22 protein-coding genes and 1 tRNA gene are annotated in these 26,531 nt (G+C 61.9%); 13 read left to right on the top strand and 10 right to left on the bottom strand.

Annotation, left to right across the window (positions count from 1 at the left end; all coding sequences use genetic code 11):
• Positions 1 to 215: 215 nt before the first annotated feature.
• The 4 genes from NW814_RS09365 to NW814_RS09350 all read left to right on the top strand — a co-directional run bounded on the left by NW814_RS09365 (position 216) and on the right by NW814_RS09350 (position 3,431).
• Complete coding sequence (locus NW814_RS09365) at positions 216 to 1,034, top strand: hypothetical protein (protein WP_414406094.1); 819 nt, start codon at positions 216 to 218, stop codon at positions 1,032 to 1,034.
• 256 nt (positions 1,035 to 1,290) lie between these two features.
• Positions 1,291 to 2,049, top strand: coding sequence for a thermonuclease family protein (locus NW814_RS09360; protein WP_414406093.1), 759 nt, complete (start codon positions 1,291 to 1,293; stop codon positions 2,047 to 2,049).
• 252 nt (positions 2,050 to 2,301) lie between these two features.
• Positions 2,302 to 2,514, top strand: a complete 213-nt coding sequence (locus NW814_RS09355; protein ID WP_414406092.1) for a hypothetical protein — start codon at positions 2,302 to 2,304, stop codon at positions 2,512 to 2,514.
• Between the two features lie 494 nt (positions 2,515 to 3,008).
• Entirely contained in the window at positions 3,009 to 3,431 is a 423-nt protein-coding gene (locus tag NW814_RS09350; RefSeq protein ID WP_414396367.1) for a hypothetical protein, read from the top strand.
• Here the strand turns inward: NW814_RS09350 and mazG are convergent.
• Together mazG and NW814_RS09340 are read right to left on the bottom strand one after the other, a co-directional pair.
• On the bottom strand, positions 3,393 to 4,508 hold the full coding sequence (gene mazG, locus NW814_RS09345; protein WP_414406091.1) for a nucleoside triphosphate pyrophosphohydrolase: 1,116 nt from the start codon (positions 4,506 to 4,508) through the stop codon (positions 3,393 to 3,395). The genes NW814_RS09350 and mazG overlap by 39 nt on opposite strands.
• Entirely contained in the window at positions 4,477 to 4,704 is a 228-nt protein-coding gene (locus tag NW814_RS09340) for a DUF2949 domain-containing protein (protein ID WP_414396373.1), read from the bottom strand. Before NW814_RS09340 ends, mazG begins: the two co-directional genes overlap by 32 nt.
• 348 nt (positions 4,705 to 5,052) lie before the next feature.
• Here NW814_RS09340 and NW814_RS09335 point away from each other — a divergent pair, with 348 nt between their 5' ends.
• The 3 genes from NW814_RS09335 (at position 5,053) to NW814_RS09325 (ending at position 8,365) form a co-directional block, all read left to right on the top strand.
• Complete coding sequence (locus NW814_RS09335; RefSeq protein WP_414396374.1) at positions 5,053 to 5,286, top strand: DUF3148 domain-containing protein; 234 nt, start codon at positions 5,053 to 5,055, stop codon at positions 5,284 to 5,286.
• 138 nt (positions 5,287 to 5,424) lie between these two features.
• The gene (gene serA / locus NW814_RS09330; protein WP_414406090.1) at positions 5,425 to 7,008 is read left to right on the top strand and encodes a phosphoglycerate dehydrogenase; all 1,584 of its coding nucleotides are present in this window, start codon (positions 5,425 to 5,427) and stop codon (positions 7,006 to 7,008) included.
• A 43-nt stretch (positions 7,009 to 7,051) separates the two neighbouring features.
• Positions 7,052 to 8,365, top strand: a complete 1,314-nt coding sequence (locus tag NW814_RS09325) for a bifunctional folylpolyglutamate synthase/dihydrofolate synthase (RefSeq protein WP_414406089.1) — start codon at positions 7,052 to 7,054, stop codon at positions 8,363 to 8,365.
• A gap of 45 nt (positions 8,366 to 8,410) precedes the next feature.
• On the opposite strand, the gene NW814_RS09320 is transcribed toward NW814_RS09325, so the two are convergent.
• The 4 genes from NW814_RS09320 to NW814_RS09305 all read right to left on the bottom strand — a co-directional run bounded on the left by NW814_RS09320 (position 8,411) and on the right by NW814_RS09305 (position 11,499).
• Positions 8,411 to 8,484: transfer RNA gene (locus tag NW814_RS09320), tRNA-Pro, on the bottom strand.
• A gap of 76 nt (positions 8,485 to 8,560) precedes the next feature.
• Positions 8,561 to 8,863, bottom strand: coding sequence for a Mo-dependent nitrogenase C-terminal domain-containing protein (locus NW814_RS09315; protein ID WP_414406088.1), 303 nt, complete (start codon positions 8,861 to 8,863; stop codon positions 8,561 to 8,563).
• A gap of 338 nt (positions 8,864 to 9,201) precedes the next feature.
• Complete coding sequence (locus tag NW814_RS09310) at positions 9,202 to 10,314, bottom strand: LptF/LptG family permease (RefSeq protein ID WP_414406087.1); 1,113 nt, start codon at positions 10,312 to 10,314, stop codon at positions 9,202 to 9,204.
• A 6-nt stretch (positions 10,315 to 10,320) separates the two neighbouring features.
• Entirely contained in the window at positions 10,321 to 11,499 is a 1,179-nt protein-coding gene (locus NW814_RS09305; RefSeq protein WP_414406086.1) for a pentapeptide repeat-containing protein, read from the bottom strand.
• A gap of 145 nt (positions 11,500 to 11,644) precedes the next feature.
• Between NW814_RS09305 and NW814_RS09300 the strand changes: the two genes are divergently transcribed.
• The 3 genes from NW814_RS09300 (at position 11,645) to NW814_RS09290 (ending at position 15,989) form a co-directional block, all read left to right on the top strand.
• Complete coding sequence (locus NW814_RS09300) at positions 11,645 to 13,426, top strand: DUF1565 domain-containing protein (protein ID WP_414406085.1); 1,782 nt, start codon at positions 11,645 to 11,647, stop codon at positions 13,424 to 13,426.
• A gap of 74 nt (positions 13,427 to 13,500) precedes the next feature.
• Entirely contained in the window at positions 13,501 to 15,459 is a 1,959-nt protein-coding gene (locus NW814_RS09295; RefSeq protein WP_414406084.1) for an ArsA family ATPase, read from the top strand.
• A 29-nt stretch (positions 15,460 to 15,488) separates the two neighbouring features.
• On the top strand, positions 15,489 to 15,989 hold the full coding sequence (locus tag NW814_RS09290; RefSeq protein ID WP_414406083.1) for an MAPEG family protein: 501 nt from the start codon (positions 15,489 to 15,491) through the stop codon (positions 15,987 to 15,989).
• Here the strand turns inward: NW814_RS09290 and NW814_RS09285 are convergent.
• Genes NW814_RS09285 through NW814_RS09275 form a run of 3 tightly spaced genes read right to left on the bottom strand, consistent with a single transcriptional unit; the run spans position 15,986 to position 19,816 of the window.
• Positions 15,986 to 17,014 (bottom strand): DUF3326 domain-containing protein, encoded by a 1,029-nt coding sequence (locus NW814_RS09285; RefSeq protein ID WP_414406082.1) that lies wholly within the window; start codon positions 17,012 to 17,014, stop codon positions 15,986 to 15,988. The genes NW814_RS09290 and NW814_RS09285 overlap by 4 nt on opposite strands.
• 17 nt (positions 17,015 to 17,031) lie before the next feature.
• Positions 17,032 to 18,486, bottom strand: coding sequence for a protoporphyrinogen oxidase (hemG, locus tag NW814_RS09280; protein ID WP_414406081.1), 1,455 nt, complete (start codon positions 18,484 to 18,486; stop codon positions 17,032 to 17,034).
• 34 nt (positions 18,487 to 18,520) lie between these two features.
• A complete protein-coding gene (locus NW814_RS09275) occupies positions 18,521 to 19,816 on the bottom strand; it encodes a homoserine dehydrogenase (protein WP_414406080.1) in 1,296 nt (431 codons plus the stop codon).
• A gap of 219 nt (positions 19,817 to 20,035) precedes the next feature.
• Here NW814_RS09275 and NW814_RS09270 point away from each other — a divergent pair, with 219 nt between their 5' ends.
• The 3 genes from NW814_RS09270 (at position 20,036) to NW814_RS09260 (ending at position 25,406) form a co-directional block, all read left to right on the top strand.
• Positions 20,036 to 20,920: a 6-carboxytetrahydropterin synthase gene (locus NW814_RS09270; RefSeq protein ID WP_414406079.1), complete on the top strand. Its 885-nt coding sequence runs from the start codon at positions 20,036 to 20,038 to the stop codon at positions 20,918 to 20,920.
• Between the two features lie 343 nt (positions 20,921 to 21,263).
• Positions 21,264 to 24,644 (top strand): maltose alpha-D-glucosyltransferase, encoded by a 3,381-nt coding sequence (gene treS / locus NW814_RS09265; RefSeq protein ID WP_414406078.1) that lies wholly within the window; start codon positions 21,264 to 21,266, stop codon positions 24,642 to 24,644.
• Positions 24,645 to 24,653: 9 nt separating this feature from the next.
• A complete protein-coding gene (locus tag NW814_RS09260; RefSeq protein WP_414406077.1) occupies positions 24,654 to 25,406 on the top strand; it encodes an SOS response-associated peptidase in 753 nt (250 codons plus the stop codon).
• Here the strand turns inward: NW814_RS09260 and dprA are convergent.
• Entirely contained in the window at positions 25,345 to 26,496 is a 1,152-nt protein-coding gene (gene dprA, locus NW814_RS09255) for a DNA-processing protein DprA (protein ID WP_414406076.1), read from the bottom strand. The two genes, NW814_RS09260 and dprA, sit on opposite strands and share 62 nt — an antisense overlap.
• Positions 26,497 to 26,531 lie beyond the last annotated feature (35 nt).

The raw sequence follows: 26,531 nt of genomic DNA, 5'->3' as shown, positions 1-26,531 counted from the left end.
AAGTGACGCCTGTGGAGATCCCTCTGGCGGGGTGGTAGGGGTGGACTCTGCCACTAGCTACGGGTCGTGGAAGCAGGAAGAAAGCGTCAACCTGGAGCAAAAGTCCGCTTTTAAGTCTTTCAGAGCGGTCAGCCAAAGTTACCCAGAAGCCGGTCTCCTTCTTTGGGGAGCGGGGAGTGCCATGATGGACTGGAGCCACCCAAGAATCTACCCGTATGACCACCGCTGCTTTACCTCGTCGTCGCTCTCACTTGTCCCTGGCCGGCACTTTGGCTGCCGTTGGGGGGGCACTGCTGTGTGGGATCCTGGTAGTGCAGCTCCAGTTGCCCATGTTGGAGCGGATCAACCTGGAGGCCATAGAAAATGCCGAGGTCCGCAAAAACCGCAACATTGCCCTGGCCAATACCTTGGGCTGGCTGGGCTACCGCAATCTGGGAGCTTCCTGGCTGTGGTTAGAGCTAATCCAGTACTACGGCGACGCCCGCGCCCGCGCCCAGACCGGCTACGGCCTTGCCTACGAGTACTTTGACCACATGCTGCGGCTGGATCCCTCTTTCTTCCAGGGCTACCGACTGTCTAGCTTGGTGTTGGCCTATTGGGCCGGTCAGCCGGAAAAAGCTATCGAGATTTTGGATCGCGGCCTACAGCAGTTCAACCCCCAGAACAATCCCGATGCCTGGCGGCTCTACGTGGATCGCGCCCTGATCAATTTCATGTTTCTGGGGGATGCGGAAGCAGGTCGCAATGACTACTACCAAGCCGCGGCCTGGCGGGAGCAGGTGGGCTTGCCCGGCGACGACTTTCGCCAGTTGGGGGACAACATTGCCCGCAGCCCTCTCAGCCGCCGTTCTCGCTTCGATGTCTGGCTGAGCGTGTTTAACGCCACCAGCGACCGGGACACCCGCTTGTTTGCCCTGGAGCAACTGGCCCAACTGGGCACGGTTTTGCGGACGCTGCCCACAGGTGAAGTGGAAATTCTCCCGCCTCCCCTGCCTGATGGGATCGAGGAAGAGCCCTATCGCCTCCGTCTGTAATTCAACTGCCAGCGCAAAGATTGTGCTCCAGGAGCAGGCTCTGCTGAGCTGAACTCTAGCCCCAATTCTGCTGTTTGCTTGAGGTGGTTGGCCGAAAGCCGTGTCTTTTGGCTAGGAAAGTTAGCTTTCCTTGTGCGAAAGGTGGCAGCCACCGTCCCAGGGAGCAGCAGCTACCCTTGTAGAAGCCTCTAGGGACGCTCTAGGGCTTGGGTTTGTTCCCAGAGTTTTTCTTGACTTCACCTTAGGAGTGACCCCTATGAGCTCAAAAACTTCCCTCCCGATGACGGCGGCTGTCCTTGCCAGCAGTTGGGTTATCCTGCCTGCAGCAGCCCAATCTTTCGAGACAGTGCGAGTGCGGTCGGTGGTCGATGGGGACACCTTCTGGGCAGACCTAAACGACAGGCCAACCCGTTTTCGCCTTGCCTATGTAGATGCGCCGGAGCTGACGCAGGGACAGTGGGGACGGCTCTCGCAGGAGGCTTTGCAAAAGCTGCTGCCACCGGGATCCCTGGTGCAGGTCGACACTCTTTACATCACCCCAGAGGGGCTGCACATTGTCGAGGTGTACAACGCCGATGGCCTGGTGAATTTGGAGATGCTGCGCCAAGGACAGGCGGTGGTCTACGAGCGCTTTTTGCACGAGGCCAACCGGGAGCGCTACCTAGAAGCTCAAGGGGTCGCGCAGGCGGCACACCGTGGTTTTTGGCAGCAACCCAAGCCGGTGATGCCGTGGGAGTTTCGAGAAACAGCGCTGCAAACTGTAGCTTTTGCAGGGCCTTACGCTTTGGAGGGGTCTTTCCTGCGGGAAAACCCAGCCGCAGCAGCAGGTGTGGGTATTGCCACGGCGGTGGTGATGGTGGGGCTAGGCAAGCTGCTGTGGAAAAAGTCCAGCCAGCAGGGGGTAGGCATCCGGCAGCTGGAGCGGGATCTCAAACACCTGCAGCGCAGCCTGACCACAACCCTGGCCAGCCGTAAGCTCCTTGATTCACCGGACCTAACCAACCTTCTGCCTTGACGTAGATGGGCTGAGCTAGTAGGCTAGCAGGTACATCTTCTTGGGTAGGCGTTTTGCCTAGGCTAAAGTTGGCTCCGTCTTTAGCCGGTGTGCCTTGTGTGGGCAAGGAGCACCTACCTGCAGCTCGCGGGGAAGTCACGCCTGTGGAGATCCCTCTGGCGGGGTAGTGAAGGTGAACTCTACTACTAGCTACGGGTCGTGGAAGCAGGAAGAAAGGCTCAACGCCGAGTGAAAGTCTGCTTTCACCCGGGGTTGTATAAGTCTTTCAGAGCGGCTATCCAGCATAACCAGGACGAGCTGGCACGCCAGGCTTTGGTGCAGCGAGACCAACATCTCAGGGCGGCAGAGATCGTTCGCCGCTCCCTAGAGGAGGTGGAAGCCCAGGCAGTTGCCCTTCGCGAGGGCATTTCCCACCTAGAAAGCCAGATTGCAATGGCCAAGCTGGAACAGGAGAGGAACACCTAAGCTTCTCCGTAAGTAGGGGTGCCCCAGTGGAAGCCCCCGGAGGAAGGGGTCTCAAGGCAGTTTCTGCAGCATGGCCGGCCCTGGCGCAGGGTTGCAGCAGGAGGTTGACCCGCAGATCACCCCGTGTCCAGCCGACTACCTTCGGTTTTGCCTCCTGTCTGGGCAGCGCTGCGCTTCAGCCCCCTAGGTTTCGCGAGGAGTTCTCACGCCTGAAGATAAGGATCTCTCCCCCCGAAGAGGGTGGAGGGCTTGGCTCTGCGCATTGGCGAAACGGTTGTTAGGGATCCCCGTAGCCAGAGACTCAAGTTGCAGCCTAGTGGGGGGAGGCAGGGGTTGCCTAGATTGGGATCAAGGCGGCTGGGTGCGGGCTCTTGTTCTAGCTTTAGCGCAGCGTGGAGTACAACGTGGGAGCAATGGCCTTCTTAGCTTGCTGTTCTTCTTTCCCTCGGCGTTGGGGGAGAGCGCTACAAAGCTGGGGGAGCTGGACAGGACTGTTGCTCCTGGCTCTGCAACTGGGGCAGTCTGCTGGGGCTCAAGAGACCCAAGTCTGGATTGGCACTGGCCAGATCCTGAGCGGCCAAGGACAGGGGGCAACGGTGCAACTGGTTCTGGAAACAGGAGGCGGACGGATTTGGAGCCAGTCGGGGCCAGCTTTGGATGCGCCCTTTTCTGGCGAACAGATTTCGGTTACCAGCGGCGATGGCACCTGGCAAATCCAACCCCAAGGGGATCAGTTGGTGGTGACCTTTTACCGCGGTGAGCAGATCATCCGCTGGCAACTACGCCCTGTGGGCAAGGTGCCAACTTCTTCTTCCCCTCTGCCACCTGCCTCTTGGAGGGGCGAGACTCCCCAGCCCCTGGCTTTGCCTAAGCGAGAGCTAGTTCTTCCTGTCCTCAATCTGCTGCGCCATCCCTAAAGGATGGGGGTGTTCTTGCTTTGCTTGCTGCCAAAGCGCCTCTAGCTCTTGAGGGCGGCGGCCTTTGAGAGGGAAGTCTTGTTCTGCCTGTTGCCGCGCCAGCTCTTCCAGGCGCAAAAAGCGGCGAGCAAGGCGCAGGTTTGTCTGGGTCAGAGCCTGGACAGCATCCAGCCCATACCAGCAGCCCAAGGCGACCAGGGCAAACAGCAGATCCCCCAGCTCAGCTTCCTGTCGCGCCCGGTCGGGGGGATCTCGTTCCAGCTCTTGGCGCAGTTCGGCCTCCTCCTCGCGGATCTTGGCCCAGATCCTTTCTCCTGTTGGCCACTCCAACCCGGAGCTCACCACCTTTTGGGAGATTTTCAAGGCGGCCAGCAGGGGGGGCAAAGTTTCAGCGTAGTGCAGCAGTTTTTGACCCAGAGTTTGCTGCAGCTGCTCTTGCTGCTTGATGTCTTCCCAAAAGCGGTGCAACTCGGACAGGTCAGAACTCTCTGGCTGGGGGCTATCCCCAAACACATGGGGGTGGCGACGGATGAGCTTGTCGGCAATCCGCGCTGCCACGGTTTCCAGGTTGAAGTGGTTGCGCTCAGCAAAAATCTGGGATTGCAACACCACCTGCAACAACAAGTCCCCCAGCTCTTCGGCAATAGCCGCCGGATCCCCGGATCGAATGGCCGCCACTGTCTCGTAGGCTTCTTCAAGGATGTAGGGAGTGAGGGATTCGGGCGTTTGGGCGCGATCCCAAGGACAACCCCTGGGGGAACGTAGCTGGGCCACGATTGCTGCAAGGCGGCTGAGGTGCTGGGCAGACTCGGCGCGCTCCAGGTAGAGATGGGCAAAAGCACCCGTTTTTTCAGGCTCCCAGCTTTGCAGCGTCAGGGGGCCAGCCACCACTTGCAAGTCTGCTGTCAGCAGCGTCAAAGATTGAGCAGGGGCACAGACCTGTCGTAAACAGCAGTCCAGCTCCGCCAGTTCCTTGCTCCCGCAATTTTTCAGCAGCAGGGATCCCTGCCCCGCCGCCGACCAGTGGGCCAGCTCCTCTTGCCAGTTAGGCTGTAGGCTGTCCAGCGTTTGCAGCATGGTCGTAGGTGCGGCCCAGATCTAGAAGACGCCTGAGCTGCTCGAGGTCAATGAAACTCAGCTCCAAAAGGATCATCAGCAGCGGTCCTTGCTGGCGGCGCTGCAGTTTCTTGGCCAAGCTCAGTTGCGAGCGGTCGATGATGCCCGCTTGCAAGAGGTATTCTTCCAAAGCCGGAGGAGGAATGGGATCTACCATGGTCGTTTCCAATCCTGAAAAGAACCGCTGAAAAAACTGAGAAAGTAGCCGGCTGACGTAACTATTCTTAACACTCCTACAGGGTTTGCGCAAAGAGGCGGCAAGCAGGCCAAGGGTGAGCAAGGGGAATGAGGTCGAGTGGTTGCCACCCAGAGCACGGGAAATCAAGGCCCTGAGGTCAGAGTATAATAGCAAGTCTGCTGGCGATTGACAGCGGCTTAGGAAGCCGAAGCACTTTCCTTAAGCTGACTGGGAGCTGCTGTTTTTAGCGCCGCGCTTCTGGGAGCTAGCGCAAGCTCCGCTGAGCTGAAAGCAGGTGTTCTCGTCACCCCTTGGGGGATTCTTGCTATGGCTGAACCTCAAGATTTGCTGCCGGTGGGGGCAAGGGTTGAGGTAGTGGAGATGCCTCCTTATCTAAAGACGGCCGATCCAATCCCAATGTTGCGCCCGGCCCATCTGATTCGGCTGCACGAGCAAGGGGTGATTCGGCAGCGGCGGATGTTGGGCACTTATTGTGTGCAGTTTGCCAATGGCCTCTTTTTGATCGACGGCAAATATCTTGCCCCCGTGGGATCCCGCTGAGATGAAGCTACAGGCCTTGAGAGGGCCGGCAGACTTTCGCGGTAGATTAAAGGTGCTTGCTGGAGTCGGGTCAACATTCAGCGCCGCGGCAGGAGTCAGGCTGGCTTGCGGCATTGGCAATTTAGGCTAGCGTTGCGTATGCCCAGAGTTATCGTCACCGATCCCATTGACCAGGCGGGAATTGACATCCTCTCCCAGGTAGCTCAGGTGGATGTGCGCACCAACCTCACCCTCGAGGAGCTGATCGCAGTTATCCCCAACTACGATGCCATTATGGTGCGCTCCGGCACGCGGGTTACCCGTGAGGTCATTGAGGCCGGGAAGAACCTGAAAATCATTGGCCGGGCAGGGGTAGGTGTGGACAACATCGACGTGGCTGCTGCCACCAAAGCAGGGATCCTGGTGGTCAACTCCCCTGAGGGCAATACTATCGCTGCCGCCGAGCACACTATTGCTCTGATGATGGCCCTCTCGCGCCACATTGCCGATGCCAATGCCTCCCTGAAAGCAGGCCAGTGGAAGCGAGAGGAGTTTGTGGGGGTAGAGGTTTACAAAAAGACCCTGGGTATCGTTGGCCTGGGCCGGATTGGCTCCCATGTAGCCCAGATTGCCAAAGCGATGGGGATGCGGCTTTTGGCCTACGATCCCTACATTTCCGTAGAGCGGGCGGAGCAACTGGGGGTGCGCCTGGTGGATTTCACAACCCTGGTGCAGGAATCGGACTACATCACCCTGCATGTTCCCAAGACCCCCGAGACCACTAACCTATTTAACGCTGAAACCTTTCGCCTAATGAAGCCGACCGCCCGCCTGATTAACTGTGCCCGTGGCGGCCTAGTAGACGAGCAGGCCCTTTACGAAGCCCTCAAATCCGGCCAGATTGCCGGGGCGGCCCTGGACGTCTTTGCCGAAGAGCCCCTCAGCAAAGATTCACCGCTTCTTTCCTTGGGCAAGGAGCTCCTGCTGACACCGCACCTGGGGGCTTCTACCGAGGAGGCGCAGGTCAATGTAGCCATCGATGTAGCCGAGCAGATCCGCGATGTGTTGCTGGGGCTGCCCGCTCGCTCGGCTGTGAACATTCCCGGCCTGCAGGCAGAGGTGCTGCAAAGCCTCAAGCCCTACCTCGAGTTGGCCGAAACGCTGGGCAACCTGGTGGGTCAGTTGGCGGGGGATCGGGTTAGCCAGTTGGAGATCCGCCTGCAGGGATCCCTGGCAGAGAAAGACAGCCGGCCAATTGTCATCGCCGCCCTCAAGGGGCTTTTGACGCTGGCCTTGCGGGAGCGGGTCAACTACGTCAACGCTTCCATTGAGGCCAAGGAGCGGGGCATCCGCGTAGTGGAAACGCGGGATCCCTCGGTGAAGGACTATTCCGGCTCCCTGACCTTGATTGCCCACGGCCCCAATGGGGTGCGTTCCGTCTCGGGGGCGCTGATTGGGGAGCGGGAGGTGCGCATTACCCAGATCGACGAGTTCCCGGTCAATGTGCCGCCTTCGGCCAACATGCTGATGACCTTGCACCGGGATATGCCGGGGATCATCGGGCGGATTGGCACCCTGCTGGGGGCCTACAACGTCAACATCGCCAGCATGCAGGTGGGGCGCAAGATCATCCGCGGCGATGCGGTGATGGTGCTCAGCCTAGATGATCCCCTGCCGGATGGAATCCTAGAAGAGGTGCTCAAGCAGCCGGGCATTCGCGACGCTTTTGTGGTGAACCTTTGACAGCTTTTGGCGCCAGTGGGGAAGTGCTGAGTTGAGGTGAAGCTTGAGCCCGAATACCCTGTCGCCAATGGGTGGGATCTCAACCTGGGATTGGCCTGGGTTTCTGGAGTCGCTGGGCCACTTTGGCGTCGATCTCAGCCTGGATCGCATGCAGGTTCTGCTGCAGCGCCTGGGCCAGCCCCAGGCGGGGATCCCGGCCATCCACGTCGCTGGCACCAACGGCAAGGGATCCGTCTGCGCCTGGGTTAGCCACGTGCTGTGGGCGGCGGGCTACCGGGTGGGCCGCTACACCTCCCCCCATTTGGTGGATTGGCGCGAGCGGATCTGGCTCAATGGGGAGTATATTTCCGCCACCGACTGGAGCCAAGCGTTGGCCCAAGTGCGGGACTGTCTACAAACTTACGCTCCTGGCGAGGCTTCTCCGACGCAGTTTGAGGCCCTTACTGCTGCTGCCTGGCTATACTTCCGCCAGCAAAAGGTGGAGGTGGCTGTAATGGAGGTGGGCTTAGGGGGTCGGCTGGATGCCACCAACGCCGGAATCGAGCCGGTGGTGACCGCCATCACCTCCATCGGCTGGGATCACTGGCAACGCTTGGGCAATAGCCTGGAGCAAATTGCCGCCGAAAAGGCCGGCATCCTTAAGCCAGGGATCCCCGCGGTGTGCGCGCCCCAACCCCCTGAGGTGATGGCCGTGATCCAAGCCAAGGCAGAGCAGGTGGGCAGTCCCCTGCGGGTAGTGGAGCCTCTGCACTGGTCGGGTCCCCAAACCGTTTGCTGGCGGGATCAGGTGCTTACCCTGCCCCTGGCCGGTGAGGTGCAACTGGTCAATGGGGCGGTAGCTCTGGCCGTTGTGGAAACTCTTCAGGAACAAGGTTGGCGCATCCCAGATGTTGCTGTTGCCAAAGGATTTGCTCTCACCCGTTGGCCGGGCCGCCTACAGAGAGTGCAGATTGGATCCCGCCAGCTGCTGCTGGATGGAGCCCATAACTTGCCGGCTGCCCAAGCTCTGCGCCGCTACCTTGACCAGCACCAGCCCGGACCCCTCACCTGGTACATGGGCATCCTCACTACCAAGGATGTCAAGGGTATTCTGGCTACCCTACTGCGACCGGGGGATCGCTTCTTGGCCCTGCCCATCCTCGGCCATGCGGGAACGGATCCGCAAGAATTGGCCCACCTAGCTCGAAGCCTCCAGCCCCATCTCTGCCTTGCCCAGGCCCTGCCAGATCTTGACGCTCTGCGGGCCCAACTGCAGCAGCCTCCTGATCCCGACGAGCCACCCGGGGTGGTCTGTGGATCCCTATACCTGCTGGGCCAGGTGATGCAGGCTTGCCTGGGCTGGGATCTGGCCTGCTGAGAATCCTGCAGCTAGTCTGACCAAGCGCCTCCTTTTGCCGCCTTATCGGGATGACAGGATTTGAACCTGCGGCCCTCTGCTCCCAAAGCAGATGCGCTACCAAGCTGCGCTACATCCCGTCGTTACTAAATTATGGCAGAAAATTGCCCCAGATCTCTACCTGCAAGCGCCAAACTCCCGCCCCCTCTTCCCGCCTCACAGGTAGCGGCTGATGTCGTCTCCCCGCTCTGCTAGGAAGGACAGAGCTCGCAAGCGCAGCCTTACCAACTGCTCATAAAAGGGGTTGAGCTTGCATAGTGCTGGGATGTGCATTACCCTATGGCCAAACAAGATGATGTCTCGCTCAAAGGGGCAGCGGGCGGGAATCCGCCGGCACAGAAAGTGGGCAAGGCGGGGATCCCGCACTTCTACAGCATCGATGGCTGCTCGAATAAGCTCCAGAGGGGTCTGTAGCCAGTTGCCTAGACGAGCTGCAGACTTGAGATACATAGAAGCCATAGGACAGTTTTCTCTCTCCTAACAGTTAGTTTGACTTTCCCGACGGAAAGCTTGCCTTTGGGAATAAGGATCTCTGCTCAACCTTGCAGGGCTACATGTTTTGCATACAAAAGTTGATTTGTAAATAAAGCTACATTCTTACCCTCTCTCCAGTTCCTCCGATATACTCCTGCCTATACCCATCATAGGTATCTATACCCATCATAAGTAAGGTGGATCTGGAGAAACCCCCTGGGGGAGGAGGGGGATCCCTGTACCTATAGGTGCCTTCTAGCCCTAGGTTAACCCTAGCTTTTCCCTGGCAAAAGCCTCCTGAAAACTCCTGGAAGTCGACCTCCCTAGCGTAAGAAACGGGCCAACAGCAGCAGGCCGAGGCCGCCGAAGAGGAGGTTGAAGCTCCAGGCTGCTGCCCAGGGGGGAAGAGCTCCTGCTTCCCCAAGGCTGCGAGACACGCTCAGCACTACGTAGTAGGCAAACACCAAGAGGATCCCCAAGGCGACGCCCCCGTAGCGGCCTACGCTTCGCGCGGTGGTGGATCCTAGGGGGAGGGAAATGAGCACGGCAAAAAAGCTGGCCAAGGGCAGGGAAAAGCGCATGTGGAACTCGGTGCGCAGAGGTTGAGTATTGAGGTTGGAGCGGGCAAGGTGGGCAATGCGCTCCGCCAGCTCCGGCAGGCTCAGCTCGTTGGGGGGAACTGGCGGCTGCATCAGGGTGGCCAGATCTCGGGAGACTTCTAGCGGCTTGTAGTCGAAAGGTTCCTCGGCCAGGCTGAGGCCGTCGGGGCCGTAGCGGTGGGTTACGCCTTCCCTGAGAGTCCAGCCCAGGCCATTCCACACTGCCTGAGCTGCCAGGGTCACCTCCACCAACTGGTGCTTGCCCCCCGGCAAGGGATCCACCCGCAAGATGGTGACATCCTGCATGGTGTTGAGGCGGGGATCCACCTGGCGGATAAAAAACCAGAGGTTGTCTTCGGTTTTGAAAAAGACGTCGTATTGCACCAGACTGGTGGCCTGGGTCAGAAGCGCCTGCTGGTCGATACGGCGGATTTCCCGCTTGCTAGCTGGCAAGAGCACGTTGCTCATCACAAAAGCGGCTAGGCTCAAAAGCAGCCCCACTAGAAGTAGGGGTCGAAAAATGCGCGTAAACGGAATCCCCGCCGCCCGCATGGCGGTCATTTCACTGTTGCCGCTCAGCTTGCCCAAGGTCAGTAGGGTGGCAAAAAAAGCGGCAATGGGCATGCCCAGCACCACCATCTCCGGCAGATCCAAAATGAGAAGGCGCAGCACCCCTAGGGGCGGCACGGATCCCTCGACCAGCCGCTCGGCCAGAGTAAAGAGCCGGCCCGCCAAGAGCAGCAGGGTTCCCCCCGCCAGGCCAGCCAAAAGGGGGGCGAGCATCTGGCCAAAGAGGTAGCGCTCCAGCAGCCAAAACTTGGTGAACAAGCGGGCCATCTCTAGCTAGCTTGAACGGTTCCCCGGCAGGCCCTCACCCCTCGCCCCTTTTCCCTGCGGAGGCTCGGGATCGAGCTTAGCTCCCCAGGCGGCTAGGTAAGCTCTCTGTTCGGGGGAAAGGCGACGCACCCGGCGAAAGTCTGCCCCCGCCACGATGGCGCCGGCGTAGGCTCCCGTTTTGAAATCGGGCTTTTGCCCCGGCTGGACAGGGGAAGCTGTCTGGAGGGATCCCACAAACAGCAAAGCGCGGTAAAGATCGGCCCCACGGAGGTCAGCATTGCGCAGGTTGGCCCCGCAGAGGTTGGTGTGGCTAAGATCGCAATCCCGCAGGTCAGCTCCTTCTAGGCTGGCATCGCTGAAGTCTACCCCCCGCAACGAGGTGCCATGGAGATCGGCTCCTTCCAGCATCGTGCCCAGGTTAACCACGCGGATGCCGTTCACGCGATCCCGCTGGTAGCCGCCTTTGCCGTCCAAAATGGGCCGGCCCAGGTGTTCGTCGCGGCGCAGGGGGCTGAGCAAGTTGGCGGTGGAGAGGAAGCGCAGGATCTTGGCTTTGCCAAAGCGATCCACCCCGTTCAAGATGGCTGCTGTGCGCCCAGCCGCAATGGCCCGCTCCAGGGGCCAGTCGTCCAACTGCCCGTCAGGGGAGAGAACCAGGTTGGAGATGCCCTCGAAGTAGGCGTCGATGGTCTGCTGCTGGGTGATGATGTTCTGCTGGATGGTAAGATCCCGGGAGATAACATACTGCCGCCAGGCGATGTAGGCGGCTAGAAGGGCAATCAGGATCTGGCCTGTAGCCCCGAACACCTCGCCCAGGGCCCCAATGGCCTCCCAGCTTGGGGATCTCAAGGTCGAGAAGACCCCACTCCCAGCCAATCCTCCCACCCCAGCCAAGCCAAGGGCGGCCACCGCCCATCCCAGGGTGGGCCAAGTAGTCAGCCACTGCCAGAGGTCGCGCCCAATCTGCACCCAGAGCGAACGCCCCCACCAACTCGCCAGGCCCAGCCAGGTCAGCACCGCCCCCCAGCCCAAGGCTGGCTGCTTTGCCCAGTGGCCCAAGAGCAGCAGGAGGGCCGGGATCCCCAACAGCAGCAGCTTGAGCAGAGGCGGCCACGGCGAGGCCGCGAAGGGCGGGGTTTCGGCTTCTGCCAAGGGCAACTCTTTGGGCAAGCCTTCGTCGGTCATGGCAGGGGGACACTCTGGGGGTAGTGTCAGGTATTCCAAGTCGGCGTTAATCCGTACCTAGAGGTGGGGGCTAAGGCAGGATCTTGCCGGTTAGGTTTGGTAGGATAACCTCGACCTTCCTTCTCTAGCGCAGCCTGGTGTGGGGATGAGCACTATGATCCCTTGCCTATCGTCTATCCACCCTCAGAAATCCAGCGAACACCAATCTATAGCAGCTTTGCCTGCCTTGCGGCGGCAGCAGGGTGCTCCAAGCCTGAGGCGGCTAGCGGTCTCTTTTCTCCTCAGCACCAGCTTACTGTTGGCCGCGAAGTTGGATCCCGGTTGGGCGCAAACTTCTCTAGACGCCAGCCTTCTGGAGAAGCAAGCCCTGCCCCAAGCGCCACCGCTGCCGGACGATCGCCCGGTCATCTTTGTGGATGCTGCCAATGGCAGCGATACCCAAGGGGATGGATCCCGCAGCAACCCCTTTAAGACCATCACCTATGCCATCAGCCGGGCCCCAGCCGGCAGCATTATCCAGCTTCTGCCGGGGGTCTACAGCGCAGAAAGCGGCGAAGTCTTCCCCATCCGCCTCAAGGCCGGCCTCATCTTGCGCGGAGATGAGTCCACCCTGGGAGAGGGCTACCTTATCGATGGCGGCGGCACCTACATAAGCCCAACCTTGGCTCGGCAAAATGTTGCCCTGCTGGCAGAGACCGGCTCAGAAGTTCGGGGGGTTACCCTGCGCAACCAGGGGCGCCGCGGCTATGCCCTCTGGGTAGAATCGGCCTCTCCCCGCATTCTCAACAACAGCTTTGTGGGCAGCATCCACGACGGCATTTTCATCGTCGGCGCCTCCAACCCCTGGATAGAGGGCAACCGCTTCTACAAAAATGGGGCCAACGGCATCTCCGCCTTGGGCACCTCCCAGCCCACCATTGTCAACAACCTCTTCCAAGAAACTGGCTTTGGCCTCACCATCGACCAGCGCTCGGCCCCTATTGTCCGCCACAACCGCATCCTGCAAAACCGCACAGGCGTTGTTGTCGGCGGCAGCGCCCGTCCCATCCTGCGCAACAATCTCATCGCCCGCAACTTAGAAACCGGTCTCACGGCCATCACCAACGCTCAGCCAGATTTGGGCACGGCCTCGGATCCGGGCAACAACATTTTTGAGGGCAACGGCCAGTACGACATCCTCAACGCCACCCGCGGTCTGCGCCTCAACGCCAACGGCAACCAACTGGCAGGCAAAACCAAAGGGGAACTGGATCTGGCTGGCCAGACTACCGTGGCTGCCTTGCCCAGCAACGCCCCTCCACCCATTGCTGCAAATAGCTTGACGCTGCCCAGTGCTCCCAAGGCCGGTCCTCCAGCTTCCAGCAGGGATCCCCAGCCGGCGGCGGCCTCTCCCACCCTTCCGGTGGTGACGGTGCCCCAATCGACTGCCCCCCTTCCCCCTCCTCCAACGGTATCGGGAGGGCGGATTCTGCCCAGTGCCCCCAGCCAGCCGGCAGGGGCTCAACCCCAGGCCCAGGAGTTTGTTGCCGTTCCCTTCACCCCCGATGGCTCCACCACCCCCGCCCAGCCGGTTGAGCCTGCTGCTGTCGCTCCTGCCCGCCGGGCCTCTGCAGCTCCCCTCACCGACATCACCACCCTGCTGCCGCCACCGGCCCGCCGCCAAGCCACGGAAAATCCCACTACCCCAGCCGCACCTTCAAGCTCGGCCCCAGCTTCGCCCACCCGCTTTCGCGTCTTGGTGACCCCCAAGGGCAGCGACGACCTCAATCGCCTGCGGCAGCTGGTTCCCGAGGCGGTGGAAACAGTGTTCAACGGCAGAACCGTGCTGCAGGCCGGCCTCTACGACAGCCGCAGCCAAGCCCAGTCGGTGTTGGAGCGCCTGTTGGACGCTGGCTTTGACGCGGTGGCCGAGATGCTTTTCCGCTAGTCGATTTAGGGATCCCTTTGCCGCCTCCTCAACTTGCCAACTCCCCTTTTGCTTGCCTCCCTGCTTCCTGTCGCTTGCTGCTGTTTAGCGGCAAGGGAGGGGTGGGCAAAACCACCCTCACCTGTGCCCTGGCCCGTCACCTGGCCCAGACAGAACCAAAGCGACGTCTGCTGTTGCTGTCCACCGACCCGGCCCACTCCCTGGGGGATGTGCTGGGGATCCCGGTGGCGGACGTTCCCCAACCCCTGCCGGATTGGCCCAACTTGCAGGTGCGGGCCTTGCACGCTGAGGTGTTGCTGCAGGATTTTAAGCGGACCTACGGCCCGGCTCTGGAGCTCATTGCCGAGCGGGGTAGTTGGCTGGGCAGGGAAGATCTCCTGCCCCTGTGGGATCTGAGCTGGCCGGGGGTGGACGAGCTGATGGCCATCCTGGAGGTCAATCGCCTGCTGGCAGGCCAAGAGGTGGATACGGTGATCCTGGACACGGCCCCCACCGGCCACACCCTGCGGCTCTTGGAACTGCCCGACTTTCTCGACCAGTTGCTGGCGGTGTTTGCCACCTTCCAGGCCAAGCACCGCGAGGTCGTCCGATCCCTAACAGGCACCTATCGACCGGATGAGGCCGATGCCTTCCTGGCCCGTTTGCAAAGCGAGCTGGAGGGGGGCAAAGCCAGACTGACCGACCCGGAGAGTACCGTCGCCTGGCTGGTGCTGATCCCGGAGCTGTTGAGCGTGGCGGAGACCCGCCGCTTCTGTTGCCAGTTGCTGAACCGCCGAGTGCCCCTTGGCGGCCTGTTGGTCAACCAGGTTCTCCTGGAAGGGATCTACCTGGCCCGCCAGCAGGAGCAGCGGCTCTGGCTAAAAACGCTCCAAGAGGAGTTGCCTGGCTACCCCATCTGGGTCTGTCCCTATCAACTGGAAGAGCCGATTGGGCCGGCGGCGCTGGACAAGCTGGTGCAGCAGCTTCGTCCCTTGCAGGAGGTGCTGCCGCGGTTGGAAGGGATCCCTGCCCCGGGAGAACTCTCCCCTTCGCCCCAGCAGGACAGAGTCCTTGGGATGGCTTCTGGGCAGAGCCAGGCTTTGGGCCTTCCGGATTTTTTGGCCCAAGGGATCCGCCTGCTCTTGGTAGGGGGCAAGGGCGGGGTGGGCAAGACCACGGTGGCTGGGGCCCTGGCCTGGAACTTGGCCAAACGCCATCCCGACAAGCAGCTCTTGCTGGTCTCTATCGACCCGGCCCACTCCTTGGGAGATCTGTTCCAAGTGACCTTGGGACAGGAGCCGCTCCCTCTCTTGCCCAACCTGCTGGGCCAGGAGATTGAGGCGGCGGCGGTGCTGGAGCGCTTCCGGCAGGCGTACCTGGAAGAGGTGGCGGCCATGTTGGCAGGAGAGGGGATGGCAGGCGTAGAAATCCAGTACGACCCACAGGCTTGGCGGCAGCTTTTGCACATGGCTCCACCGGGCCTGGACGAGGTGATGGCCCTGCTGACGGTGCTGCAACAGGAGTCAAGCGGCCAGTTCGACCTGGTGGTGGTGGATACAGCCCCCACCGGCCATCTCCTGCGCTTTTTGCAGATGCCGCAGGCCCTGGAAGGCTGGGTAAGCCTGGCCCTCAAGCTGTGGCTGAAGTACCGCGACCTGGTGGGCCGGCCGGAATGGGCGCAGCGGCTGCGGGATCTCTTGGCCCAGGTGCGGCAGCTCCAAAAGCGGCTGCGGGATCCCCAGTTTGTCAGCTTTATCCCCGTCTTCAACCCCGAACAGGCGGTTCTGGCGGAAACTGAGCGCCTTCTGGCAGAACTGGATGCCCTGGGGATCCCTCATCCCTATGCCGTTCTCAACCGCGTGTGGCCGGAGGATTCCACCCCCTTTGGTGCAGCTCTTCGGCGCCGCCACCAGGCCATCCTGGCCCAGTTGCCCCAGCGCTTTCCCCAGCAGGCCATTGTCACCGTCCCTTTTCTGCACCCACCCAGCTTAGAGGCCATCGGGGCTTACCTGCTGGCTTCCTCTAGCCCGATGTTGCCAGAAACCTCCACCTAGCGCCTGGCAGAGCCGCTAGCCTGGAAAAGGTGCCAGTGCGGCTTTTCCCCCTCACCTTGCTGCTTTTGCCTATGGTGTTCAACCTCCCCCTGCAAGCCATTCCTCTGTTCTCCATCGCAGCGGCCATCCTGTTGGTGTACCTGCCTATGGGCGTGGTGGGCTATGCCCGCGCCCGCGTCGGCTACGATCCCCATGCGCCCCGGGCGATGTTCGACCGGCTGCCTCCCTACGGCCAGCGGGCTACCTGGGCCCACGCCAATGGCTTCGAGGCCCTGGGCACCTTTGCGCCCTCAGCTCTAGTAGCCTACGTCACCGGCCCCCACCCGGATCCCTGGCTGTTTGGCCTCAGCGGCGATGAAGGGGTGGCCGTGCTCTGCGGCGTGTTTCTGCTGGCGCGGCTGCTCTACAACTTCTTCTACATTGGCGACATTCCCATCGGCCGCTCCCTCTCCTTCTTGGTCGGGTCGCTGGCCACCCTGGGCCTGCTGCTCATCAGCCTCTTGCCGTTTCTGGGCCAAAACCTGGCCTAGACCTGCAGTTGCAGGGAAGACAGCGCCACCCCAGCCCGGTGGGCCACCACCACGCCAATGGCCTCTAAGTAGGAGCTAACTGCCACATGGGGGATCCCCAGCTGGCGAGGGTGGACCTGCATCACCGTGGCGTTCTCTTCGACAGCGATAAACAATGGCGGGCGGGGGCGCCTAGCTAGGTAAAGCAGGCCGGGGCCGCCAAAGGCAGTGGCCGGGGCAATGACGCTATCCACCTGCTCGGCCGTCAGGTCGCCCGGCTGGAGGGGATCCCCCCTTCTGATAAACTGGGGGGCGTAGCTCAGCCCCGCCAAAACCGAGGGCAGGAAGGTAAACCCCACCTCTTCAGCGGCAGCCCGGGGGTGAACCGGCTTAGGGTCAGGATCAGGGTAGAAGGCAGGAGCGTGGGCGCAAGGGATCCCCAGCTCCCGCACCACCAGGTGGCTGAGGATGGCCTCGGCTCCGGCCAGGGGATCTACACCCTGCCCCTGCTCGTACTGGCTAAAGTCAAGGTCGTCCGGGAAGCGGGCCACCACGGCAAGGGCCTCAGCTCCCAAGCGGACGAGCTCTTGGGCAGTTTCCAAAAGCGCATCAGGCTGGGCCAGGGATCCCTGGCTGGCGCCGGCGGGGGAGAAGCTGACGGAAACGCCTAAGGGTCGTGGGGTCAAGCGCCAGGGGCCAATGTCCAGCCCCAGGGTGGCCTGGGCGGCCTGCAAAACCTGCAGGTGGCGTTGGCGGAGGTCCTCTGGGATCCCGGCATCCAGGATGACGCCGACGCGGTTTTGCCGCACTGGCCTGAGGTGCCACTCCCCAGCGCAGAAGCGATCCAGGCCGTACCCTTCCACGTAGAGGACGTTCTTCAGGGGCCAAAACAGGGTGGCGCCGTTGAGCACATTGGGATGAGTGATGAGGCAGTCGACAGCAGCCGCCAAAGCGCGGGCCACCGGCAGGGCATCGCCGGCAAAGCCACCCACGCGGGCGCCGATGCCCGTGGGAACCAAAAGCAGCGCCGTGTAGGGGCGATCCATCGGCCACTAGCGGAGGACTAGGCCTGGGACAAAAGCTGCTGCGCCAGGGCCTCAGCTCGCCGCACGCAATCGCCCAGAGCTACGCCATCCAGGTAGTTGGCACACACCCAGATCCCCGGCGTCTGGGAGGCCAGGTGGGCCTGCACCTGGGCTATCCGCTGCCGGTGGCCGAGGGTGTACTGGGGGATGGCGCGGGGCCATAGGCGTTCCCCTAGGTAGATGGGCTCGACGCAGCGGGTGAGCAGAACCTGGCTAAGCTCGGCGTGGGCAATTTGCGCTCGCTCCTCAGGGGACAGCGCAGGGATGGGTGGGATCCCTTGCCGGCGGGCCAAGGCAGCATCGGTGGCGCCGCCGAGGAAGCTGAGGAAGCTGTGGTAGCCTTGGGGAGCGCGCTCGGGAAAAAGGCAGGAGGTCCAGATGGTGCCCAGGGTGCGCAGGCCCTGGGAGCGAGGGATGAGGTGGCCAAAGCCCCGCAGCGGCTGGGGCAGGGCCTCTTGGGGATAGGCCAGAGCCACCACCACTACCGGCGGATAGGGGATCTCCGCCAAGAGTTGGCTAGCTGGGGGGTTGAGCTCCTGCAGCAGCGCAGCAGCCTCATAGGCGGGGAGAGCCAGCACCACCTGGCGAGCAGCCACCCAGCGGGATCCCTCTGGCGTCTCAAAGCCCACCCAATAGAGCTCTCCCTCCCGCTTAAGCTGCACCGCTCGCCAACCCAGCCGCAGGCTGTCGCCCAGCTTTTGGGCTAGGGCCTCTGGCAACTGCTGCAGCCCCTGCCTCAGATTGCCCAGTTGGCCGCGTTTGGGCGGGGGTTGGATGGCTACGGGAGAAGGCTGGGGTCGTTGGCGCAGAGCCTGCAGGGCGCCAGCAAAGAGGCTGCCGTAGCGCTCCTCTAGGCCAGCTACCCGCGGGAAAGCCGCCACAGCGCTGAGTTGATCTGGGTCGCCGGCATAGACTCCTGAGGTGAAGGGCTCCACTAGGCGCTCGGCCACTTCGGATCCCAGTTGTCGCTGGAAAAACTGCCGCACCGTTTCCTCGTGCCCTGGCGGCGGCGGGACAAACCCCAACAGGCCCTGCAGAGCCCGCAGCTTGCCGCCCACACTGAGCAGCCGTGAGCCCAGGGCTGCCGCGGGGCTAAGCGGCACCGGCAGCAGCTCCCTTTCCCAGTAGATGTAGCGGGGCAGCTTGGCATCGGCCAGCACCAGTTGGTCGGTCAGGCCCACCTCAGCAATGAGGTTGAGCAGGGCAGGGGTGGGGGTAAAGCTGTTGGGGCCTTCCTCCCAGCGGTAGCCGTCTTTGGACTGGGTGGAAATGCAGCCGCCGACGCGGGAGCTGGCCTCGGCCAAGAGCACTTGAGCGGAGCTACTTCTAGCCGATAGACCCTGCCGCAGGCGCCAGGCCAGGGTGAGACCGCTGATGCCCGCCCCAAGGACGACCACCTCGGCTCTGAGGAGTTCGGGGGTTGCAAAATCCACTGCCGCCTCCACGGTGTCTGTCCTCCTCCACTTGCTAGCGCACCACGCGAAACAGGCTGGGGATCCCAGCCACCTGGGGAAGCTGTTGGATCTCGGCCAGCGCCTGGCGGCAGTCGGCCTCGCGCACGGTGTGGGTGAGGATTACAATCTCCGCCAGCTCCTGATGGCATTCCTTTTGGGTGATGCTCTCCAGGCTCACCCCATGGCGGCCAAAGCAGGTGCCAATGGCCCCCATCACCCCTGGCCGGTCTTGGGCCAACACCCGCACATAGAACTCCGACTGCACCTCCGCCAGCGGCAGCAGCGAGGCAATAGGGGGAGAGGCAGGCAATCCCCACAGAGGATTGGGGAGATGGGCCCCTGTCTGCAGGTGGGCAAGCAGGGTGAGCAGATCCCCGACCACAGCGCTGGCCGTTGGCCCCCGGCCCGCCCCTGGCCCAGCCAGCACCACCTGCCCCAAGGGATCCCCTTGCACCCAGACGGCGTTGTCCGCCCCCTGGATGTTGGCTAGGGGGTGGGTAACGGGCAGCAGCGCGGGGTGAACGCGAATGTCCAAGGTTGTTTCCGCTCCCTGCCCCTCAGTCCTCTGGGCGATGGCCAAAAGCTTAAAGGTATAGCCCCACTCGCGGGCATAGCGGAGGTCGGTGGGGCTGATGCTGCCGATCCCTTCGCAGGGGATGGCCTGCCGCGGCACCGCGACCCCAAAAGCCAGGCTGGCCAAAATGGCAATCTTATCCGCCGCGTCCCATCCTTCCACATCGGCGCTGGGATCGGCCTCCGCATAGCCGTGAGCCTGGGCCTGGGCCAGCGCTTCGGCAAAGGAGCTGCCCTCCTGGGCCATCTGGCTAAGGATGAAATTGGTGGTGCCGTTGATGATGCCCCAGACCGCCTGAATGCGGCTGGCCCGCAGCGACTGCTGTAAAGCCTGGATGACGGGGATCCCACCCCCCACCGCTGCCTCCAGGAGCACGGCCACCCTGGCCTGGGCGGCGGCCTGAAAGATCTCCATCCCATAGCGGGCAATCACTGCCTTGTTGGCCGTGATCACCGGCTTGCCGTGGTCAATGGCTTTCAGGATAAGGCTGCGAGCCGGCTCCAGGCCGCCCATGAGCTCAATGACCACATCAATCTCTGGATCCGAGACAATCCGCTCTAGGTCAGTGGTCAGGCGCTCAGGCGGAATCGACACCAGCCGCGGCTTGTCCAGGGAACGCACTCCCACCGCCGCAATTTCGACTGCCTGCAACAGAGGATGAGGAGGGCGCTGTAAGATCTCGACCACGCCTGTGCCGACAGTACCTAGCCCCAATAGCCCAACCCGATAGACCACAGCCGCTCCCTCGTCTGCCGCTCCCTGGGACCCGAAGACTTCCCTACCTTTACCAGGTTGACACACTCCTAGTCCCATCAGGACGAGATTTTAGCCATCTATCCCAAGGCGCTTCAGGGAGGCGCGTCGAGACAGCCCCAGGGATCCCTCGCCGCGGGGACAGTGCCGGTTTGGAGTTTATGCTGAAGGGGGGATCCTTGATACAGATTCATAGCCTTCATGTCCAGAACCTGTACCATCTACCGCCGCGCCCAATTTGCTGCCAGCCACCGCTACTGGCTGCCGGAGCTTTCGGAAGCCGAGAACCTGGCCCGCTTCGGCCCCCATGCCCGCTTTCCTGGCCACGGCCACAACTACGTGCTGGAGGTGGGCCTAACGGGGGAGGTAGACGAGTACGGCATGGTGCTCAACCTCTCGCAGGTGAAGCGGGTGATTCAGGAGCGGGTAATTCGGGAGCTGAACTTGGCCTACCTCAACGAAGCTTGGCCAGAGTTTGCCCAGACCCTGCCCACCACCGAGTTCATTGCCTACGCCATCTGGCAGCGCCTGGCCGATGCTCTGCCGCTAGCCAGCGTGCGCCTCTACGAGGATCCCCACCTTTGGGCCGAATACCGAGGAGAAGCCATGGAAGCCTACCTGACCGTTGCCACCCACTTTAGCGCCGCCCATCGCTTGGCCTTGGATCACCTAAGTTTGGAGGAGAACACTGCCCTCTACGGCCTCTGCGCCCGCCCCCATGGCCACGGCCACAACTACGGCCTGGAGATCACCGTCAAGGGATCCATCGACCCGCGCACGGGGATGATCGTAGACTTGGCGGCTCTGCAGCGGGTGATCGAGGAGCAAGTGGTCAAACCCCTGGATCACACCTTCTTAAACAAAGACATCCCCTACTTTGCCCAGGTGGTGCCCACTGCGGAAAACATCGCCCTCTACATCCAGCGGCTGCTGACTCTGCCCCTGCGGGAGCTAGGGGTGCGCCTGCACCGCGTCCGCCTGCAGGAGAGCCCCAACAACAGCAGCGAAGTCTACGGGGAGTTTCCCTTGGAGGAAGCGGAGCAGGGGCTCTCTATTCACGGGACAAGCCGCCACCCTGTAGCATAGCGAGGATTAGCTGCGCTAGTAGACCTGCAAGTGCATCTTTTCTGGTAAGCACTCTGCCTAGGCTAAAGTTGGCTCCGTCCTTAGCCTGTGTGCTCGAGCAAGAGCAAGAAGCAACTACCGTCAGCTCGACGGGAAGTCACGCCTGGGGAGATCCCTCTGGCGGGGTGGTAGGTGTTGTTCGCGTATGCGGGACGGAGTCCTTACCTACTACTAGCTACGGGTCGTGGGAGCAGGAAGAAAGCAGAAACACGGCAAAACTGCCCTGCTGCAAACGGGAATGTTTGCTAGCGTTTCGTAGATCCTTTCAGAGCGGTGTCTAAATCCTGTCTCTGTTGCCGATATGATGAGCCAAGCCCTTCTGCGCAGCATCGTCTCTCCCTTAACCTCCAACCCCCTCTGGTACAAAGACGCGATCATCTACGAGCTACCGGTGCGCGCCTTTTTTGACAGTGACGGCGATGGCGTGGGCGACTTCCAGGGCTTGACCGAAAAGCTGGACTATTTGCAAGAACTGGGGATTACAGCCGTCTGGCTGCTGCCGTTTTTTCCTTCTCCTCTAAAGGATGACGGCTACGACGTTTCCGACTTTACCAACGTTAACCCCGAGTTGGGCACTCTAGAAGACTTCAAGATCTTTCTGGATGCTGCCCATCAACGGGGGATTCGCGTCATCATCGAGCTTATCCTCAACCACACCTCGGATCAGCACCCCTGGTTTCAGCGGGCCCGACGAGCTGCTCCCGGCACTCCCGAGCGCGACTTCTACGTTTGGAGCGATACCCCCGAAAAGTACAAAGAGGCCCGCATCATCTTTCAGGACTTTGAAACCTCCAACTGGACCTGGGATCCGGTGGCCAAAGCCTACTACTGGCACCGCTTCTACTCCCACCAGCCCGATCTCAACTACGACAACCCCGCCGTGCAAAAAGCCATGTTCGAGGTGGTGGACTTCTGGCTGAGCATGGGGGTAGATGGCATGCGGCTGGACGCCGTGCCCTATCTCTACGAGCGGGAAGGCACCTCCTGCGAGAGTCTGCCGGAAACCCATGCCTTTCTCAAGGCTCTGCGCCGACACATCGACCAAAGGTACCCCGACCGCATGCTGCTGGCTGAGGCCAACCAGTGGCCGGAAGATGCCGTAGCCTACTTCGGCGATGGGGACGAGTGCCACATGGAGTTCCACTTCCCCCTCATGCCACGGCTCTTTATGGCCCTCCAGATGGAGGATCGCTTCCCCATCGTTGACATCCTGCAACAAACCCCTCCCATTCCCGAAACCTGCCAGTGGGCCATTTTCCTGCGCAACCACGACGAGCTCACCCTGGAGATGGTCACTGACGAGGAGCGGGACTACATGTACCAGGTCTACGCCAAGGATCCCAAGGCGCGGATCAACCTGGGCATCCGCCGCCGCTTGGCTCCTCTCTTGGGCAACAGCCGCCGCCGCATTGAGCTGATGAGCAGCCTCCTGTTTTCCCTGCCGGGGACGCCGGTGATCTACTACGGCGACGAGATTGGCATGGGGGACAACATCTACTTAGGGGATCGCAACAGCGTGCGCACCCCCATGCAGTGGAGCGCTGACCGCAACGCTGGCTTTTCGCGGGCCAACCCCCAGAAGCTCTACCTGCCCGTCATCATCGACGCCGAGTACCACTACGAAGCCGTCAATGTGGAAGCGCAGCGGAATAACCCCCATTCCCTCTGGTGGACAATGAAGCGGATGATTGCCGTGCGCAAGCGCTTCCAGGCCTTTGGCCGCGGCTCTTTTGAGGTGCTGCACCCGGAAAACCGCAAAGTGCTGGCCTTTGTGCGGGCCTATGGCGACGAGCGCATCCTGGTGGTGGCCAATCTCTCGCGCTACGCCCAGTGGGTGGGGCTGGATCTGTCCCCGTGGGAGAGGTTGATCCCAGTGGAGATCTTTGGGCGCACCGAGTTTCCCCCCATTGGGCGGCTGCCCTATTTCCTAACGCTGGGCCCCCACTCTTTTTACTGGTTCTCCCTCGAGACCAAAACGAAGCAAATTCACCTCCACCCCAGCAGGCCAGAGGAGCAGGTCCGCCCGGCCACTCTGGTTGTTCAAGATGGTAGTTGGGAGAGCCTCTTTCAAGGGGAAAACCAGAAGCAGGTGGAGGCCGTCTTGGGAGACTACCTCTACCGCTGTCAGTGGTTCAGCTCCAAAAACCGCCAGCTCCAGTCGATCCATATTTTGCAGGCCATCCCTTGCCGTCGAGAAGGGGATCCCTTGCTGCGAAGCCAGATCTTGCTGCTCCAGGCCGAGTTCCTCGAGGGAGACACAGAGCTCTACTCTTTACCCGTGGGCTATGCCACTCAAGAAGCAGCCGTACACCTGCGCGTAGAGGCGCCCCAGGCAGTCATCCTCCCTGTGCAAGTGGCCGGGGAGCCAACGGAAGTGATTTTCGACGCTCTGGCTGATAAGACCTTCTTGTTGGGTCTGCTGCAGATGATTGTGCAGCAGAGCCGCCTGCGCCACGGTCGGGGAGAGCTTTGGGCCACTAGCTTTGCCACGCTTGAGTACGACCCTAGCCTGGAGCCTCGCCTCCTCAAGGCGGAGCAGAGCCACACCTCGGTGGTCTACGGCAACCAGTACCTCCTCAAGCTCTACCGCCGGGTGGCTGAGGGGGTAAACCCGGAGCTGGAGGTTGGCCGCTACCTGCTAGAGCACCATCCCCAGGTGCGGGTGCCGCGGCTGTTGGGATCCCTGGAGTATCGTCGTCGCCGCGGGACGCGAGGCTCTGAGATTACCTTGGCCATTTTGCAGGAGTACATCCCCAACGAGGGAGATGCCTGGCACTACACCCTAGACACTTTGGAACAGTTCTTCGAAACCGTGCTTGTCCACCACGCCGCGGTGGAAGCGGTGCCGGTGCCTCAGGGCTCTTTCCTAGAGCTTGCGCAGCTTCCCCTGCCGGAGCTGGCCTATGCCACCATTGGCAGCTACCTGGAGTCGGTGCGGATCTTAGCCAAGCGCACCGCCGAACTCCACCTTGCCTTGGCCGCTGACACCGAGAACAAAGACTTTGCGCCGGAGCCTTTCTCCAGTCTCTACCAGCGCTCCATCTACCAATCCCTGCGCAACTTGGTGGGCCAGGTGTTTCCCGTCTTAGCCAAGCAGATCCCCAACCTGCCAGAGCTGGAGGCCAAGCTAGCCCGGACGGTTTACGACCAAGAAGGGGAGATCATGAGCCGCTTCCGCCTGATCCTGGAGCGGAAGATCACGGCTTTGCGCACTCGCTGCCACGGGGATTACCACCTGGGCCAGGTGCTGTTTACCGGCAAGGACTTTTTCATCATTGACTTTGAGGGCGATCCGCGCCGGTCCCTGGGGGAGCGCCGCCTCAAACGCTGCCCCCTGCGGGATGTGGTGGCGATGCTGCGCTCTTTCCACTACGCTGTTCACACCGCCTTGCGCCAGCAACTGGAAAGCGGCCTGGTCTGCGGAGACAAGTGCCCTGACATGGGGCGCTGGGCCCAGTTTTGGTACCGCTGGGTTTGTGCTGCTTTCTTGGCCGAATATCTGCAGGTGGCTTCCCAAGGGGCTTTTCTGCCCCGCAGCCCGCAGGAGCTGGAAGTGTTGTTGGATGCCTATCTGCTGGAGAAAGTCATTGACGAGCTGGGCTATGAGCTCAACCACCGCCCCGAGTACGTGGAAATCCCTCTGCGCGGGATCCTACAATTGCTAGGCATTTCCACCAAGGTCTGAGGATCCCGGATGTGCGGACGGTTCAGCCTGGCGGCGGCCCCCGAACTGCTGCAGCAGCATTTTCAAATCAAGATGGGGTCATGGCCGGCGCTCCAGCCCCGCTACAACATCGCCCCTTCTCAGCCGGTGCTGGCAGTGGTGGCCTCAACGGAGCTGGGACGGAAGGCAACCCAGTTCCGCTGGGGCCTGATCCCCAGGTGGAGCCGAGCTCCCCAGGCTGGCTGGATCAATGCCCGTTCTGAGACGGTGGCTGAGAAGCCCTCTTTCCGCGAGGCTTTCCGCCGCCGCCGCTGCCTGATCCCGGCCGATGGCTTCTACGAGTGGGCCGAGCAGGGCACGGCCAAGCGACAACCCTACTGGTTTTACCTGGTGGATCGGCCGGTGTTTGCCTTTGCCGGCATTTGGGAGCGCTGGCGCAGCCCACAAGGGGTGGAGATAGAAACCTGCGCCATCCTCAACACGCCGGCCAATCGGCTGATGGGGCTTTTCCACGAGCGGATGCCGGCCATTTTGCTAGAAAGCGACTACGACCTCTGGCTGGATCCCCAGGTGCAGGATCCCAAGCGGCTGTTGCCCCTACTCCGCCCCTACCCGCCAGAGGCCATGGCCGCCTACCCCGTCAGCACCTATGTGAACAACCCTCGCCACGAGGATCCCACTTGCCGTGCTCCCATCGGGGAAGCGGTGCAGGGATCCAACCTCAGCGAGCCCGCCGGTAGCGCATCCCCGGCAGTTGCACCAGCCACCCCTCCAGTTCCATGAGGAGCAGGGTGCTGGAAAGGGTGGCCATGTCCATCTGGGTGGCTTGGGCTAGGGCGTCGAGGCTGAGGACCTCGTTGCCCAGGATCTGCCAGAGGAGTTGCTGCTGGGGATCGCTGGGGCCAGGGGACGCAGGCTGTTCTGGGAGCGAGGATCCCGGAACCAAGCCCAGCTCTTTGAGCAGGTCCTCGATCCCCAGGATCATGCCTGCCCCATTGCGGATGAGCTGCAGACAGCCACGGGCTGCCGCCGTGTCGATATTCCCTGGCAGGGCGTACACTTCCCGACCGTAGTGGTTGGCGAGCTGAGCAGTAATCAGCGCTCCTGAACGCTCTGGGGCCTCCATCACCAAGGTGGCGCGGCAGAGGCCGGCAATGATGCGGTTGCGCTGGGGAAAGTGCTCCTTGGCCGGCGGCGTGCCGGGGGGATACTCGCTGAGGACGACCCCTTGCTCCAGGATGCGTTGGTAGAGGGGGCGATGATGGGCGGGGTAAACCTGATCCACCCCCGTTCCCAGCACAGCCACCGTCTTGCCCCCTGCCTCCAGACAGGCCTGGTGGGCGATGCCGTCGATCCCCGTGGCCAATCCCGACACCACCACACAGCCGGCTTGCGCCAGGGCGGCGCTGACTTTCTGGGTCCACTGCCGACCGTAGGCGGTGGGGGCGCGGGTGCCGACAACGGCAATGGCCGGCTGCTGCCAGTCAGGACATTCTCCCAGGACGTAGAGAATAGGCGGCGGATCCGGCAGCTCCCACAGCAGCGGCGGATAGCCGGGATCCGCAGGGGTTAGGAAGGGGATCCCCGGCTTTTGAGTTTGCTCCAGGATCTCCCCAGGGTCGAGGGCGGGACGGGCGGAAACAATCGCCTCTGCCAGGGTGGGGCCAATGCCCTCCACCTGTTGTAGGGCCAGGGCGTCCGCCTGCCAAGCTCGCTCCAAGGATCCAAAAAACTCCGCCAGCCGCTTGAGGCGGTGGGGGCCGATCCCTCTAATCCGCGCCCAAGCTAGCCAATAGGGCCGCTCCCTTTCTCCGCGGCTTGGCCAAGGCTCCCTCTTGAGGGCGAGAGGTGAAGGAGAACTGGAGAAGGACAATTGTCTGCACCAGTGGCTGTATCTTACATAATCGG

The sequence above is a fragment of the Synechococcus sp. R65.1 genome (assembly GCF_047461755.1).
Classification (GTDB): domain Bacteria; phylum Cyanobacteriota; class Cyanobacteriia; order Thermostichales; family Thermostichaceae; genus Thermostichus.
The sequence above is the reverse complement of the archived record's forward strand: the minus strand, read 5'-3'. Positions and strand labels throughout refer to the sequence as shown.